The sequence below is a fragment of the Clostridium intestinale genome, from assembly GCF_035905475.1.
In the GTDB taxonomy this organism is placed as follows: domain Bacteria; phylum Bacillota; class Clostridia; order Clostridiales; family Clostridiaceae; genus Clostridium_T; species Clostridium_T intestinale.
The window spans coordinates 3,007,899-3,024,225 of record NZ_CP121166.1 but is presented as its reverse complement, the minus strand read 5'-3'; the positions used below and the strand labels follow the sequence as shown (position 1 = coordinate 3,024,225).

The following is a 16,327-nucleotide window of genomic DNA, read 5'->3' as shown; positions in this document are numbered from 1 at the left end:
TTTATGATATAAAGTTGTTATATTATAAAATAAATACTTGAGTTATAAAATAAGATAAATAGTTCTTATTACAATAAGTTTTGTCAAATATAATGATTTTTATTCATAAGTATTATTAGTGTAAAATATTTAAAAAATATTCATATGGGGTGAGTTTATGAGTAATAAGTTAGTAGAATTATTAGCTGAATATAAAGAGGAAAAAAGATGTCTAGAAATGGGCATTGAATGGTTAATAGAAAAAGATTATGCTATAGGCAAACTTGAAAAAGTTAATGTGATAATAGCTGATTTAGAAAAATTAATAGGTTAATACTGAAACTATAAAGTTAATAGACCACATATTCTCAAAATACTGAGAGTATGTGGTTTTTTATATTGTAGTGAATTTATTGTCGAAAAAGTTGAGAAAATTTAATATTAATAAGTTAATAAGAGAAGGGATGGATATTGGTGGAAGTAAAGAATATAATCTATGGATTAAGATGCAATACGTACTTTCATTAGGTAGAGTAACAAGGGTAAAGGGGATTAAGAAAGTTGAAATTCTTACCCCTTATACCTTTTTTGAACCTAAAATAGTTTATTACAGTAATCTAAAATTTATATGTGACATCATTTCAACGGTTGTAGTTAATATGTAGATCACGTGATGCACCTAGGCCATCAAAAAAGCATAAACAGACAGTGCCCATTAAGACAATAAGTGGTAAATTCCAGCTATTAGCTGTATCATGTAGAAAACCAAAAAGTATCGGCCCAAAAGCTGCAAGCAGGTAGCCGACTGACTGTGCCATGGCGGACAGTCTTGCAGCTTCATCTGCATTTCTTGTACGAGAACTAAAAAATATCATAGCAAGGCAAAAAGTAAGTGTTCCGCCAATTCCTAACATAATCATCCATAGGAATATAAGCCCTGTCCATTCTAAAAATATGCCGAAAAGTCCCACCAAAACACATAGAGAGGCAATGATAACTAATGTACGTTGATTGGCTTTACGTTCAGCTAGGACAGAACCTAAAAACGAAATAGGGAGAGATACCAATTGATAAAGAGAGAGCATCCATCCTGCTTTGTCTGAATTCATACCCTGCTGGATTAAGATAGCCGGTAACCATGCAATAGAGTAGCATAGACTGTAATCCCATATATACTGTTACCTGCCATGCTAAAGTAGATTTCCATAGATTAACTTTATTAATGACATCTCCTTCAATACTCTCTATTTGATTTTTTTCTTCATGAACGTCTTTTTCATTTGTTATAATATAATTATCTAATCTTCCTTTAACAATGGGCATTTCTTGATTTCTACGTATTATTTGAGGTATCCAGATGATAATAGATAAGAAACTAAGTGCAGCCCAAATGCTTAATGATCCACTCCATCCTAAGCTCCATTCTGCCGCAACAGGGACACTGATACCAGATGCTATTGCCCCAAAAAGGCCCATAGAAGCAGTATAGATGCCAGTTATCACACCGATTTGTTTAGAAAATTCATGTTTGATTAGGCTAGGTATTAGCACGTTGCCGACAGAAATGGACAATCCAAGAATTAATGTTCCAAGAAATAGTCCCACACCTCCAAACGATGAACGTAATATAATTCCGAAAGTTAGAAAAATAAGTGACCAAAGCAACACCAATTTAGTGCCAAATTTTCGTGCTAATCGTGGAGCGAAAGGTGAAAATCCTGCAAAAGCGAATAACGGAAGGGTTGTAATCATACCTGCTAATGTATTTGAAATATTTAAGCTACCACGAATTTGTTCAACCAAAGGGCCAACCGCTGTTAAAGGTGAACGTAAATTTGCTGCAATAAATGCAATTCCGATTATCAACATTATTGTCGTATTTCTTTTGGAATATAGGTTCTTTTCGTGCTTGTTATGTAATTGATTCATTTATATAGTCTCTCCTTAAAATGTAATATGCTTTTTCCTCAAATTTAGATACACGACTAACACTTCTTACATAAATTATAGGTAAAATGAGTATGGTTACTATACACTTAAGTAAAACTGTTCATTAAAATTACTTTTTTAAGCAGTTATAAATTTTATTATTTATTAAAAGAATTGGCTGGTGGAAATATTGGATATTCATATGGATAAAAACCAAATGAAACACATGAGGTTAAAGAATTATATATAATCCACAAAGCCTTTTCATCAGCTTCAAGTATTTGTTTATATATCTGCTCACTCGCTTCACTATTATCAGAAGCTATATATGGCTTTAATAATTTTTTTCTTTTGATGTTAACACCTCCTAACTAAAATGTAATAGAATGTGTATAGTAACCATACACTTGCATAAAAATTTTATTCATCAAGATTTTCACTAAAAAATTTAACCTTGTCTATTAGAGTCGACAAAAAGTTTGACAAAAATTCCAATTCATGTTCAGAGGCATTTTGTAGTCCATCTTCAACCATATTATTTACAATAGAATGATAGAGCATATGGTTGTTATGAGCTTTTTTACCTTTCTCAGTCAGACTTAACGAATATCTAGATAAATTAAGATCATCAATTTCTTTTATAACTAGATCCTTTCTCTCTAGCTTTTTAAGAATCTCGGAAACACTCCCTTTAGTTACTCCTAGAATCTCGGCCAGTCCACCTACATGAATGCCAGGATTCTCGGCAATGACCTTTATTACATGTATTTCAGAGTGAAAAATCGGTACATCAGTTCCAAAGTAGCGAGTCTTTTTATCAAGATCAGTCAAGGCAACCGCTAAATTCAGAGAATTATATGCAATTTCATGTTTATTATTTATAAATTTATCCATGTCAATAGTATATGGTTGCTATACGCTTTTGTCAAGTCATCATAAATTAAAATATTTAGGAATGAATGGATTTTTTTATGGGAATAATACAATAAAAGCTTGAAATTAAGAGGAGTGATATTATGAATGCTGAATGGCAATACAAAGTTTTTACAGTTGATGAATTCATAAATGCAGGTAATGGAGCAACTATTGAAGATAAATTAAATGAATACGGTAAAGATGGATGGGAATTAGTTGGAATTATGCCTAAGAAAACTCAATCTTTAGGAAATTCATCAAAATTACCTGAAGACTCTGTTGTATTAAAGAAGCAGTTATTTAACTTAAAAAGTAATAACTATAGTTAGCTTATTACTTACAAATTATGTATTTAATTTGGTATATAAATTAAAAATTTATAATAAGTCTAAATTCACATACTTTCCTTTATCAGAATGTATGTGAGTTTTTATTGTTAAGAAAAGTTTATAGAATGTCTTTAACACTAATTTTGTAATTGCAATTTAAGACGATATGACGTACTAGAAACGAAATTATATAAATATAAATTTTATAAAATAGAAAAGCGTTCTTTAGTAATTAATACTAAAGAACGCTGATATTTTTAAGAAAAGTTAGAAACTAATTATATTGATATTCCTATTAAGAGCAGTTGCCGAAGTAACATTAGTTGCAGTTGTGAATATTACTCTAACTTCATAAATGCTTGTAGTAGTTGCTATGGCGGTATCTACAAAGGTGTTAGCCATAGGAAATCTTTGAGTTCCAGCAGCGGAAAGATTTCTTTGAATTGTTCTTGTAGCTATCAAAGTTCCATCCCTATATAGTCTTACTTCAAAGGTCAGTGAAGAGTTTGCACTAGTAATTGCTTCAACAGAAATAGCTAAATCAATTTTCAAATTTTGCCCAGTCGTTACAGGTACTGCAAGGGTATTTGTTGTAACCTCAGTATTTAGTGGAGGAAAAGCAGCAACTGGTGCAGCAACTTGATTGAATAATATACTAGGGGCGCCAGTAACACCAGTAGCACCAGTAGCCCCGGTAGCTCCGGTTGCACCAGTAACACCAGTAGCACCAGTAGCACCAGTAGCCCCGGTAGCTCCGGTTGCACCAGTAGCACCAGTAGCCCCGGTAGCTCCGGTTGCACCAGTAGCACCAGTAGCCCCGGTAGCTCCGGTTGCACCAGTAACACCAGTAGCACCAGTAGTACCAGTAGCCCCGGTAGCTCCGGTTGCACCAGTAACACCAGTAGCACCAGTAGCCCCGGTAGCTCCGGTTGCCCCAGTTTCACCAGTAGCTCCGGTAGCACCAGTAGCCCCGGTAGTGCCAGTTGCACCAGTAGCGCCAGTAAACCCAGTAGCCCCGGTAACGCCAGTAGTGCCAGTTTCACCAGTAACACCTGTAGAACCAGTAGCCCCGGTTTCACCAGTAACACCTGTAGCACCAGTAGAACCAGTTTCTCCGGTGGCACCAGTAGCACCTGTTGCACCGGTAGCTCCAGTGGCTCCAGTCTCACCGGTAGCGCCAGTAACTCCGGTAGCCCCAGTAACACCAGTAACACCGGTAACGCCTGTAGCGCCAGTAACTCCGGTTTCACCAGTAGCGCCAGTTTCGCCGGTAGCCCCGGTAACACCAGTGGCTCCAGTTTCACCAGTAATGCCTGTAGCTCCAGTAACACCAGTAGCTCCAGTTTCACCAGTAGCCCCAGTAACACCGGTAGCTCCAGTTTCACCAGTTTCTCCGGTTTCACCAGTAATGCCAGTAGCTCCAGTAGCTCCGGTAGCCCCAGTTTCACCAGTAGCTCCAGTTTCACCAGTAGCCCCAGTTACACCGGTAACTCCAGTAACTCCAGTAACACCAGTAGCTCCGGTAACCCCAGTAGCCCCGGTTTCCCCAGTAGCCCCAGTTTCACCAGTTTCTCCGGTTACACCGGTAGCTCCAGTCTCACCGGTAACCCCAGTGGCTCCAGTAACCCCAGTAGCGCCAGTTTCGCCGGTAGCCCCGGTAACACCAGTAATGCCAGTAGCTCCAGTAGCGCCAGTAACACCAGTTGCACCAGTAGCGCCGGTAGCTCCGGTAGCCCCGGTAACGCCAGTGGCTCCGGTGGCCCCAGTAGCTCCGGTAACACCAGTGGCTCCGGTAGCGCCGGTTTCACCAGTAATGCCTGTAGCTCCAGTAGATCCAGTAACACCTGTAGCTCCAGTAACACCAGTCTCACCAGTAACGCCAGTAGCTCCGGTAGCCCCGGTAACACCAGTGGTTCCGGTAGCGCCAGTTTCGCCGGTAGCCCCGGTTTCACCAGTAATGCCAGTAGCTCCGGTAGCACCAGTTTCTCCAGTAGCTCCGGTAACACCAGTAACTCCAGTGGCACCTGTAGAACCAGTGATACCTGTAGGTGGTACTATATCATCTTGTATTATAACTAAAGTAGCCTTAACAGGTACAGATGTGCCAAGAATAGCAGTTCCTGAACCTGTATAATCTAGTGTTAATGTGACAGGTGCAGATGCCACATCAACAATACCAACCCCAACGACTTCCCCAGTTTTGGTAGGAGAATTTCCTTCAAGATTATCACCTTGTGATGAAACTGCTGAAAATACAACAAATCCTGGGCTTGTAGATGTTTGAGTGGTTACCCACCAATCTAAAACATATCTTCCAGCTTCATTGAAGGTTATTACTCCATTAGCTGGATTATATGAAATATTTCCAGAATTATAGACAATGTTATCAAACATTACATTTGATCCAGAATCTATATTTCCTCCAGCCAAACGTTCTATTTGTAAAGCTATATTGCTCATGGTATTCCTCCGAATATTAAAAGCTTGAGACATATTAGTTGAAAAAAATATATCATCTTGTTATATTATGTTTTTATTTAACTGATTGTGAAATAAAATATGCACCTTTATTGCTTCTAAAAAACCATAATTTGTATTAGGATTTAATAATGAGATATAAGCATCTGCAATAGGAGTAAGATTCACAGTAAACATTGCATCATCTCCTTACTTTTTTATCTTAGGTTCTTATATGGCTACTACTAAAAATAGCCACAATATTATATATATAATTACAATGATTGACACAATACATAAAAAACCCTCTGCTTTAAGCAGAGGGCAGCTTTGTAATATTAATCTAGTTTCTTAATAGTTAATTGGGAACCAACTCCTGGAGCTAATGTCATTACTAAAGGTGTTGCTGAATTATTTCTTAAAGTGATTACATCTCCAGCAGCTAGAGTTATTATAGCGCTTCCAAATAATTCACCAGTAGCAACTAAAGCTGTTATAGGAGTAGAGGCATCAACAGTGCCATTTACAGCAATTGCAATTTGTGAGCCAACACCAGCAGTTATACTTATACCATAATTAATTTCATAAATGCCAGCACTTGTTACAGTGATTGTAGTAGTACCTGGTGTATGAGTTATGCCACTTAAAGGTCCATTATTAGAGAATGGAACGTCTGCTCCACCTACAACAGTTGAATCAGCAATAGTTGCAAGTTCATATACATATCCTTGTGCCGCTAAGCCAGCGCCAGTCTCACCAGTAGCGCCAGTTTCACCGGTAGCGCCGGTTACACCAGTAATACCAGTAGCGCCGGTTACACCAGTAATACCAGTAGCGCCGGTTACACCAGTAACACCGGTAGCGCCAGTCTCACCGGTAGCCCCTGTTGCACCAGTAATACCAGTCTCACCAGTAGCGCCGGTTACACCAGTAATACCAGTAGCGCCAGTCTCACCAGTAGCGCCGGTTACACCAGTAATACCAGTAGCGCCAGTCTCACCGGTAGCGCCGGTTACACCAGTAATACCAGTAGCGCCAGTCTCACCAGTAGCGCCGGTTACACCAGTAACACCGGTAGCGCCAGTCTCACCGGTAGCCCCTGTTGCACCAGTAATACCAGTCTCACCAGTAGCGCCGGTTACACCAGTAATACCAGTAGCGCCAGTCTCACCAGTAGCGCCGGTTACACCAGTAATACCAGTAGCGCCAGTCTCACCGGTAGCGCCGGTTACACCAGTAATACCAGTAGCGCCAGTCTCACCAGTAGCGCCGGTTACACCAGTAACACCGGTAGCGCCAGTCTCACCGGTAGCCCCTGTTGCACCAGTAATACCAGTCTCACCAGTAGCGCCGGTTACACCAGTAATACCAGTAGCGCCAGTCTCACCAGTAGCGCCGGTTACACCAGTAATACCAGTAGCGCCAGTCTCACCGGTAGCGCCGGTTACACCAGTAATACCAGTAGCGCCAGTCTCACCAGTAGCGCCGGTTACACCAGTAACACCGGTAGCGCCAGTCTCACCGGTAGCCCCTGTTGCACCAGTAATACCAGTCTCACCAGTAGCGCCGGTTACACCAGTAATACCAGTAGCGCCAGTCTCACCAGTAGCGCCGGTTACACCAGTAATACCAGTAGCGCCAGTCTCACCGGTAGCGCCGGTTACACCAGTAATACCAGTAGCGCCAGTCTCACCAGTAGCGCCGGTTACACCAGTAACACCGGTAGCGCCAGTCTCACCGGTAGCCCCTGTTGCACCAGTAATACCAGTAGCGCCAGTCTCACCAGTAGCGCCGGTTACACCAGTAACACCGGTAGCGCCAGTCTCACCGGTAGCCCCTGTTGCACCAGTAGCACCAGTAATACCAGTAGCGCCAGTTTCACCAGTAGCGCCGGTTACACCAGTAACACCGGTAGCGCCAGTCTCACCAGTAATACCAGTAGCGCCAGTCTCACCAGTAGCGCCGGTAGCACCAGTAATACCAGTAGCGCCAGTCTCACCAGTAGCACCGGTTATACCAGTAATACCAGTAGCGCCAGTAACACCTGTTGTACCAGTAACACCGGTAGCACCAGTAGCACTTGTAGCAACAATATCATCTTGTATTATAACTAAAGTTGCCTTAACAGGTACAGATGTGCCAAGAATAACAGTTCCTGAACCTGTATAATCGAGTGTTAATGTGACAGGAGCTACTGTTACATCAACAATACCAACTCCAACAACTTCTCCAGTTTTGGTAGGAGAATTTCCTTCAAGATTATCACCTTGCGATGAAACTGCTGTAAATACAACAAAACTTGGACTAGTAGATGTTTGAGTGGCTACCCACCAATCTAAAACATATCGTCCAGCTTCATTGAAGGTTATTACTCCAGTACCTGAGTTATATGAAATATTTCCAGCACTATAGACAATGTTATCAAATATAACACTTGATCCAGAATCGACATTTCCCCCAGCTAAACGTTCAATTTGTAAAGCTATATTACTCATGGTATTCCTCCGAATATTAAAAAATTAAGATATACTATTAAAAAAAATATATCATCTTGTTATATTATGTTTTTCTTTAACTGATTGTGAAATAAAATATACACACTTATTGCTTAAAAAAATATACAAATTTAAAGCAATATATCTTATTATAGATGACAGATTAGTGTATTAATTGAAGAATAAATAAATGAAATGGAAATTAGGACATTAAAAGAGGTGATGATAGTGAAGGGTGATCAGGAAAGTGCTCTTATAAATGGAATAATTAAAAGAGATAAAGAAAGTCTTATGAAGCTAATGGATGCCTATGGTAAATTGATATACTATATAGCAGGAACTATATTAATAGAGCCCTACGAAAAAGAAAGTATAGAAGATTGTTATAATGAAGTATTTACAGCTATTTGGTTTAATATAGACTGTTTTAAAGTAGAAAAAGGCAGTTTTAAGAATTGGATAATCGCCATAGCTAGATATAAGGCAATAGACATTAAGAAGAAAAATTTAAAGCATAATCAGAGTATAGAATATGATGATGAGTTAGTAAGAAATCAAGAAAATGAATTAGAAAGAATAGAAAACTTGGATTTGATTAATGAACTTCTAAACACACTATATAAGAAAGATAGGAAAATATTTATTAAAAGATATTTTAGAGGAGACTCGATTAAGGAAATATCTAAGGATGCAGGTTACTCGGAAGAGTATATCTATACTAGAATATCTAGGGCAAGGAAAAAATTAAAAAAGATAGTTGGTGAGATTAATGAATGATAGAGAGGTATTAGAACTTTTGAACTCTGTTGAATATAGTGAAGAAGAAATTAAAAAATTAGAAAAAAAAGCTATTAGTAGAAGTAATTCTATTGGAGAGGATTTATACAAAATAAAAAATGATAAAGTGTTAAGAAATATAGCTTTTATAGAATTAGAGAGAAAGGTTAAAAGTTATTTAGAAAAAGATGAGAATATTAAATATAAAATGATGCTTCTTCAAAGTTATCTTGAGAAAAAAATATTTGCAAGGTATGTAGGTGATTGGGGCGGAACGGTAGCTATTTATATGGGCTTATTTGTAACTAATAAGAGAATTTTTGTCTTTAGGTTGGATCATTTTTACGAAGTTTTAGAGGAGTATAGTAATGATATAAATAATTTAGAGAGCTTTACTGATTTATGGGAAAAGTGCGACACAATTTCCTTAAACTTTAAAGATGGAAAAAATGTGTTTCCAAGACCTTTTGAAAAAGAAAATAAAGAAATTTTTCTAGATATGATAAAGTATTTAAGAGAAAGAACAAACTCCCCTTTTGAGGAAATAAAAAGACCAAAGGTTGGAATGTTTTTTTGGATAATGGTAGTTCTAGCCATAGGAGCTTTTATTGGAATAGGGATTGATGCATTTAAACTATTTATGGAGAGTTTAAGGAACATACCTTAGTAAAGTTGATATTATATTTACTCTGATATTAAAAGTAAATTTATAATTGAGATTCCTTGCAAGGCGCATAAATACTATATATTCTTATATTCTTTTATTGTTGTATTCTTAAATTCTTATATTGATAGAAATATATATTCCTTAGGGTAATAGAAAAAGCTGCCTACTAATTGTTTAGTATGGCAGCTTTTTTTGTTAGCAAGCTAGTCTTGCTATTACTAGTTTCTCTTTCCACTTACCTCTTTTAAATCTTATAAAGTAGAGAGTTCCCCTTACGGTCCAGTCAATAAACATTCCGCTCCAAACTCCTATAAGGCCAAGATTTAAGGTGATTCCTAAAAAGTATCCAAGCGTAATTCTAAATAACCACATTCCTATAAGGGCAGTAACCATTGTGTATTTTGCATCTCCAGCTCCTTTTAACCCAGCAGGAAGGACAAAGGAGATAGACCACATAGGAATACATAGTGAATATAGTATACACACACGTCTTGCTAAGTTAATTATTTCTGGATCACTTGTATATAATCTAGGGAGTAATCCTGAGAAAGGTAAAAATATTAAAGCCATAGCAATCAAAGAAAAAGTTGATAACTTGGTTATATAACCTAAAGTATCGCTTGCTTCATCAGTTTCACCTTTACCCATATGTTGACCTACTAAAGCTGTAGCGGCTATGCATAAGGCATTTCCAGGAATATTAAGCATTCCACCAATAGAGCTAGTTATAGTATTTGCAGCAATGGAGGCTGTACCCATGCCTACTATAAATACTTGAGTTATTAACTTACCACCATTAAAAACTAAAGATTCTATACTAGCAGGTACTCCCACTGAAAAAATTGGTTTTAATAGACTTAAATCAAATTTAAATTTTTTAAGGTCTGTTAGTTTAAGTATGCTTGAACCTCTTAATAATACGCCAAGAACAATAAAGGCACCTATACTTCTAGCTAGAGCTATACCTAAAGCAGCGCCTACTATTCCAAAGCTAAAAATATTTATAAATACAAAAGTAAAAACAACATTCATTACATTCATAAATATGGTTATCTTCATAGGGGTTTTAGTATCACCAGCACCTCTTAAGATTCCGTTGCAAATAAGATCCATTGTAATTAAGGGATAGGTCAATAAAGTAATAGATAAATATATATTTGCTGAACGTATAACTTCAGCTTCAGCAGAGCCAAATAGGAAAGAAAGAATAAGTTTCTTAAAGATAAACATAAGTAGAGTAATAGATATTGATATAAGTATAGAAGAGTAAAGGGCTTGCTTCATGGAGGCATTTGCTTTTTTTATGTTAGATTGTCCTACAAATTGAGCTACAACTACCATTCCACCAACTGCAAGGGCAGAGAAAAAGGCAATTACTATATTGTTTATGGAATCAACCATACCAATTGCAGAAACTGCCTCTTTTCCTATATGACCAGCCATCATTGTGTTAATCATTCCCATGGACATTACGAATAATTGTTCAGCCAATATTGGTAGGGTTAAGCTAATAACATCTTTTCGAATAAACTTCATTTTTGCACCTTCAATAATATCCTTCCGTAGCATATTTTAATCTCATATCAATTATATACCTAAGTAGAATATTATCAAAGTTAGTTAAGCCTCATTGAACTATGAGAGAGAGCCTCTAGGGGATATAGATTAGAATCTCTGCTGAGTTCGGCTTATTATGTCGTTTTGAGTAGTAGGATCTAAAGTTATAAATTGTGCACAGTATCCGGCTACCCTTACTATTATATCTCTATACTCCTCAGGGTTCTTTTGAGCATTAATTAAAGTTTCAGTTGACATTATATTAAATTGAATATGCCATCCCTTTATAGCTATAAAGCTTTTAATGAACATAAGGAATTTTTGAAATCCTATATCGTTATTTATTAAGTCAGGTGAAAATCTTACGTTTAGTAATTGTCCACCTGTCATTAGAATGTTAGGGAGTTTTGATATAGTTTTAAGAACTGATGTTGGTCCTTTAATATCTGTTCCTTGAACTGGAGAACAACCTTCAGCGGCAGGAGTCCATGCTTTTCTTCCATCAGGAGTAGCTCCTGTAACACAACCCATAGGAACATTTGAGGAAATACCAGAGGTTGATAAACCATAATTACCTCCAATAGGACCTTTACCGAACCTAGTATTTTTATACTTAGAAATTTCATTAATATAGGTATCATAAATATCTGAAGCTATGGAATCAACATAGTCAATATCATTTCCGTACTTAGGAGCATTTTCTAATAAGGCTCGTATTTTTTCTCCTTTAAGTCCTGAAAAATCAGTTTCTATAGCATTTATGACCTCTTCTAAGGTAAGAGTTTTATCCTCGTACACAACTTTCTTTAAGGCAGCAAAAGAGTTAGCAGCATTAGAAAGCCCAACCTGAAGTCCTGACACTATATCATAAACTGCACCACCTTCTTTAGCTGTTTTAGCTCTTTCTATACAGTCATCTATTAAGGAAGAGCAAAAAATATCTGGATATTCTAAAAGCATAGTATCTGCTATTTTATCTGATACTACAGAAAGTTTAGTATAATATTCAATATTCTTTTCCCATGCGTTCCATAGAGAAGTGTAATCAGTGAAATCTTTTAAACTTCCATTTCCCTTTAAAAGAGTATAGCCGGTTCTTTTATCTAAACCATCATTTATGGTAAGCTCAAAAGCTTTTAGAAGATTTAAAAAAGTCATTCCAGTACATCTATATCCCCATTTTCCTGGAACAGCAACTTCAACACATCCAACCATAGTATAGTTGAAGGCATCTTTAAGACTTACTCCTTTATTTAATAAAGCAGGAATTATAATCTCATCATTATGAAGGGCGGGCATACCAAAACCAGTTGAAATTACTTCAGTACATTCTCTTAAAAATTTCTCAGAAGTGTTTAAATGAACTCTTGCAGAAAGATTAGGTTGAGTAAGTTTTGCTTCACCCACGCTTTCTAGAATTAGAAAACTTAATTCATTTACAGCATCTGAATAATCAGGATTAGAGCCACCTATAGTCACATTTTGATAAGTTGGGTATCCAGCTCCATAACCTGAATGAGAGGTTGATCTTATTTTAAGTATGGAGTAGAACTTTATCCATAGAGATTGAAGAAGTTCTTTCACAAAATCTTTATCTAAATTATCATTTTTATAATATTTATAGAGATATTGATCCACTCTTCCTAAAGATGCAGAGTGACCATTACTTTCTATTTGAATGGCTAAGTGCACAAACCATATCATCTGCACAGCTTCATAGAAGTTTTTAGGAGAATTTTTAGGAACATTTTTGCAGACTTCTGATATTTTAAGAAGTTCAGTTTTTCTATTTTCATCCTTCTCTTTTAAACTTAAATCATAAGCAAGAGCTGAATATCTTTCTCCGAATTCTATGATACTTTTATTCACTATAACAATAGATTTAAGAAAAGCAATTTCTCTAAAAGCATCATTTTCACTTATATCAACTTTAGATAATCTTTCTTCAGTTTCTTTTATGATTCCACTTAAACCTAATCTTAAAGCTTTCTCAAAATCAGGAACTATATGTCCATCTCCTGAAGTCATATTTCCTTCTCCGTGAATAACCTTTATTTCGGAGGCTATTTTAACCTCTTCTGGCATAATCGCCATACATTTATCCTTTAAGGTTTTTCCCTTCCAATATTGTATGATTTCTAAAAGTTCCTCTTTATGTTGTTCTGGCAAATAAAAATTATCACCATCTCTTGAGTTGAAGTTACCTTTTTCTAATAGTTCTTTTTCCATCCAATCAACAGCATATTCTGGAAAGACTGGAGCAGTTCTTTCTTCTGAGGCTTGATTTCCTACTATTAATTCTCCATCTTTAATATATATGTGCATGTTTTTCAAGGTTTTTTCTAAAGCTCTAGCCCTTTTAATATATACAGACTCAGCTTCATTTTCTTTATAGGCTTCTGTAACAAATCTAGCTCTTTCTATACATACCATTGGAGTTTGTGAAAGTACAGATTCTCTTAGTTTTTTTATTCTTTCGCTTTTAATTTCATATTGTTTCATAATACTTATCCCCCTATAATACATTTTATTTTTGACTCTTCTATGAGAGTTTTAAGCTTATTAAGATATTCAGGTATAGGCTTATCAATATGGTCTAAATTATAATTTTTCTGAAGTCGTCTATATTTATCAAGACCTAGAGTATGGTAAGGTAGAAGGTGAATTTCGTTTATATTATTATCCTTAGCTATATTTATAGAGTTTTGAATATTTTCTATACTGTCATTTAGATTAGTGATTAAAGGAATTCTAATAATAACTTCCTTATTTAAATCTTTTAAAAGCTGAAGATTTTTTAAGATAAGAGAGTTATCCACTCCAGTAAGAGTTTTATGGGTATACTTATCCACATGTTTTAAGTCAAATAGAAAAAGATCTGTGTACAAACTTAAGGTTTTTAATTTCTCTGTATCCCCAAAACCTGTAGTTTCTAAGGTGGTATGCACATAATTTTCTTTTAAAAGTTTAAAAAGATCTAAAACAAAGTCAACATTCATTAAAGCCTCACCACCAGAAACAGTTACCCCTCCACCAGATTGGTTATAGAATAAGGAGTCTTTCATAACTTCATTAAAAACATCATCAACAGTCATAGTTTTAGCTACAAGTTTTAAAGAAGAAGTAGGGCAAACCTTTACACAAAGATTACAGCCTGTACAGTTATTTCTGTTTATCACCATACCTTCAGAGGAAATATTTAAGGCTTTTTCTTTACATACCTTAATACAAGCACCACAGTTTATACAGGTGGATTTATTGTAATAAAGCTCATTTTCTTTTCTCTGAGTCTCAGGATTACTACACCAAAGACATCTAAGTGGGCAACCTTTAAGAAAAACTACGGTTCTAATACCAGGTCCATCATGGATAGCATAATGTTCTATTTCACATACTAGAGTACTCCTCAAAACAATTCATCTCCTTTACAGTGCATTTGATATCAATTATTACTGTTTATTATCATTTTATGTTATTTAATACCAAAGGTCAATATTAATAAATAGAGAAAAATCTTTATTTTTGCCTGCTTATGCTATAAAATATAGGGTATATCAATTGTTATTATTCATTATCAATTAAGGTGGTTAGAAAATGTTTATAGAAGAGAGATTAAATAAAATTATAGATATATTAAAAGAAGAGGGGAGAGTATATGTCAAAGACTTAAGCGAAAGATTTGATATGTCTGAACCTGCAATTAGAAAGGATTTGCAAAGACTTGAGAAGGAAGGAAAGTTAAAGAGAACTTACGGAGGAGCTATTCTTGAAAGAGGAAAAAGTGAGAGCTCAAGTATTCAAACAAGACTTATAAAAAATACCAGCATAAAAAATACATTGATAGAGAAAGCATTCAATGAAATCAAAGATGAAGAAGTAATATTTTTAGATATATCAAGTATTAATTATCTTTTAGCAAAACTAATAATAGAAAGAAATAAAAAAGTTACTCTAGTAACAAATATGGTAGAGATATCTGCACTAATTAATGATAGTGTGGAGACTGAGCTACTTTGTATTGGAGGCACATATAATAAAACCCTAGGAGGGGTAATAGGTTCTACGGCTATTGAAAATATTTCTAGATATAGAGCAGATAAAGCTTTTATAGGAAGCTGTGGAGTTAATGTACATGAAGGCACTCTAAGTAATTTTGATCTAGAAGAAGGAAATACAAAAAAGGCAATAATGAATCACTCAAAAAAAGTATATGCATTAATAGAAAATGAGAAATTTAACTTAGATGGCTCCTATAACTTCGCAAAACTTGAAGATATAGATACAATAATTACAGAAGAAAAACCTGATAAAGGTATAATTAAAATACTTGATGAAAGCGGAATTAATATAATTTAATTAATAAAATAAGAGTCCCTATACTGTAAAATTTCAGCTACAGTATAGGGATATTTTTGTTTTACAAACTCAAGTTAATTAGCTAAAGGAATTTTATGAAACTGTAGAGGAGTAGAGGAATAGAGATGTACACCTATGCTCTGTAGAAGCGTTCCACAGCTTCATCAAATCATTTTAACTGCTGATCTGTAGAAGTTCGAAGAACTTCATTAGATTCCTGTTTAGATTATTGGCCATAAAGTGGAACAACAGTATAGTTGACAAGCCGTAAAGTAGGATAACCGTATAGTGGAACAGCAATATAGTTGACAAACCATAAAGTAGAACAACCGTATAGTAGAAGAACCATAAAGTGGAACAGCAATATAGTGGAATAACCATAAAGTCGACAAACCATAAAGTGGAATAACCGTATAGTAGAATAACCATACACATTTATTCGGTAGACGCTCTTCCCAGCGTCAGTCTAATCCTTTTAGTTGAATAAAAAATAAATCTAATTCAGTAAGCTTAGTTATTGGAGCATATGGAGAGATTAAAGTATATAATAATGCTTACGAAGAAAGAAATAATATTACTTTTGGTGATGAATGTAAATAAGACTTTACCCTAAAATAAATGATAAATAATCGACAAATTTACATTAAATATTAAATACTGACAAAATAATACTTAATATTCCAAAATATCCTTCGTAATTTATTGTAATTGTGAGAAATTGTGGTATACTTAAATAGTGAAATTCTTTAAAAACTTAAAAAGGCAAACTTATTGAAAAGTAAGGACGCAAAGCTATGGGTCTAACGGGTTATCCTATGATTGCCAGGTTGCTAAGTTAATGCATGTCAAAGATAGCATTTCTTAGT

The 16,327-nt window shown here is 35.6% G+C and carries 13 protein-coding genes, 1 pseudogene and 1 riboswitch; of the genes and pseudogenes, 6 read left to right on the top strand and 8 right to left on the bottom strand.

The window, feature by feature from the left end:
• Positions 1 to 157 precede the first annotated feature (157 nt).
• Together P8F83_RS15520 and P8F83_RS15515 are read left to right on the top strand one after the other, a co-directional pair.
• A complete protein-coding gene (locus tag P8F83_RS15520; protein ID WP_021800259.1) occupies positions 158 to 313 on the top strand; it encodes a hypothetical protein in 156 nt (51 codons plus the stop codon).
• 91 nt (positions 314 to 404) lie between these two features.
• Positions 405 to 644 (top strand): hypothetical protein, encoded by a 240-nt coding sequence (locus tag P8F83_RS15515; RefSeq protein WP_326511832.1) that lies wholly within the window; start codon positions 405 to 407, stop codon positions 642 to 644.
• Here the strand turns inward: P8F83_RS15515 and P8F83_RS15510 are convergent.
• Together P8F83_RS15510 and P8F83_RS15505 are read right to left on the bottom strand one after the other, a co-directional pair.
• Positions 621 to 1,908 (bottom strand): annotated as a pseudogene (locus P8F83_RS15510) (CynX/NimT family MFS transporter). The gene P8F83_RS15515 and the pseudogene P8F83_RS15510 overlap by 24 nt on opposite strands.
• Positions 1,909 to 2,328: 420 nt before the next feature.
• On the bottom strand, positions 2,329 to 2,802 hold the full coding sequence (locus P8F83_RS15505; RefSeq protein WP_326511831.1) for a MarR family winged helix-turn-helix transcriptional regulator: 474 nt from the start codon (positions 2,800 to 2,802) through the stop codon (positions 2,329 to 2,331).
• Between the two features lie 122 nt (positions 2,803 to 2,924).
• Between P8F83_RS15505 and P8F83_RS15500 the strand changes: the two genes are divergently transcribed.
• Positions 2,925 to 3,152, top strand: coding sequence for a DUF4177 domain-containing protein (locus P8F83_RS15500; protein WP_315110330.1), 228 nt, complete (start codon positions 2,925 to 2,927; stop codon positions 3,150 to 3,152).
• A 267-nt stretch (positions 3,153 to 3,419) separates the two neighbouring features.
• Here P8F83_RS15500 and P8F83_RS15495 read toward each other — a convergent pair whose 3' ends face one another.
• The 3 genes from P8F83_RS15495 to P8F83_RS15485 all read right to left on the bottom strand — a co-directional run bounded on the left by P8F83_RS15495 (position 3,420) and on the right by P8F83_RS15485 (position 8,104).
• Positions 3,420 to 5,612 carry a collagen-like protein gene (locus P8F83_RS15495; RefSeq protein ID WP_326511830.1) on the bottom strand — a complete coding sequence of 731 codons (2,193 nt, stop codon included), beginning with the start codon at positions 5,610 to 5,612 and terminating at the stop codon, positions 3,420 to 3,422.
• A gap of 60 nt (positions 5,613 to 5,672) precedes the next feature.
• Positions 5,673 to 5,807, bottom strand: coding sequence for a hypothetical protein (locus P8F83_RS15490; RefSeq protein ID WP_326511829.1), 135 nt, complete (start codon positions 5,805 to 5,807; stop codon positions 5,673 to 5,675).
• Positions 5,808 to 5,947: 140 nt separating this feature from the next.
• Positions 5,948 to 8,104: a beta strand repeat-containing protein gene (locus P8F83_RS15485; RefSeq protein ID WP_326511828.1), complete on the bottom strand. Its 2,157-nt coding sequence runs from the start codon at positions 8,102 to 8,104 to the stop codon at positions 5,948 to 5,950.
• Positions 8,105 to 8,332: 228 nt separating this feature from the next.
• On the opposite strand from P8F83_RS15485, the gene P8F83_RS15480 reads away from it, so the two are divergent.
• Both P8F83_RS15480 and P8F83_RS15475 read left to right on the top strand, forming a co-directional pair.
• Complete coding sequence (locus P8F83_RS15480; RefSeq protein WP_326511827.1) at positions 8,333 to 8,881, top strand: sigma-70 family RNA polymerase sigma factor; 549 nt, start codon at positions 8,333 to 8,335, stop codon at positions 8,879 to 8,881.
• Positions 8,874 to 9,548, top strand: a complete 675-nt coding sequence (locus tag P8F83_RS15475; protein WP_326511826.1) for a hypothetical protein — start codon at positions 8,874 to 8,876, stop codon at positions 9,546 to 9,548. Before P8F83_RS15480 ends, P8F83_RS15475 begins: the two co-directional genes overlap by 8 nt.
• Positions 9,549 to 9,743: 195 nt before the next feature.
• Here P8F83_RS15475 and P8F83_RS15470 read toward each other — a convergent pair whose 3' ends face one another.
• From P8F83_RS15470 to P8F83_RS15460, 3 genes are all read right to left on the bottom strand, one after another.
• The gene (locus P8F83_RS15470; protein ID WP_420022622.1) at positions 9,744 to 11,084 is read right to left on the bottom strand and encodes an MATE family efflux transporter; all 1,341 of its coding nucleotides are present in this window, start codon (positions 11,082 to 11,084) and stop codon (positions 9,744 to 9,746) included.
• A 129-nt stretch (positions 11,085 to 11,213) separates the two neighbouring features.
• Entirely contained in the window at positions 11,214 to 13,607 is a 2,394-nt protein-coding gene (locus P8F83_RS15465; protein WP_326511824.1) for a glycyl radical protein, read from the bottom strand.
• A gap of 5 nt (positions 13,608 to 13,612) precedes the next feature.
• Positions 13,613 to 14,515 carry a glycyl-radical enzyme activating protein gene (locus tag P8F83_RS15460; RefSeq protein ID WP_326511823.1) on the bottom strand — a complete coding sequence of 301 codons (903 nt, stop codon included), beginning with the start codon at positions 14,513 to 14,515 and terminating at the stop codon, positions 13,613 to 13,615.
• A 184-nt stretch (positions 14,516 to 14,699) separates the two neighbouring features.
• Between P8F83_RS15460 and P8F83_RS15455 the strand changes: the two genes are divergently transcribed.
• Positions 14,700 to 15,461: a DeoR/GlpR family DNA-binding transcription regulator gene (locus tag P8F83_RS15455; protein ID WP_326511822.1), complete on the top strand. Its 762-nt coding sequence runs from the start codon at positions 14,700 to 14,702 to the stop codon at positions 15,459 to 15,461.
• Positions 15,462 to 16,212: 751 nt separating this feature from the next.
• Positions 16,213 to 16,296, top strand: a riboswitch (cyclic di-GMP riboswitch).
• Positions 16,297 to 16,327 lie beyond the last annotated feature (31 nt).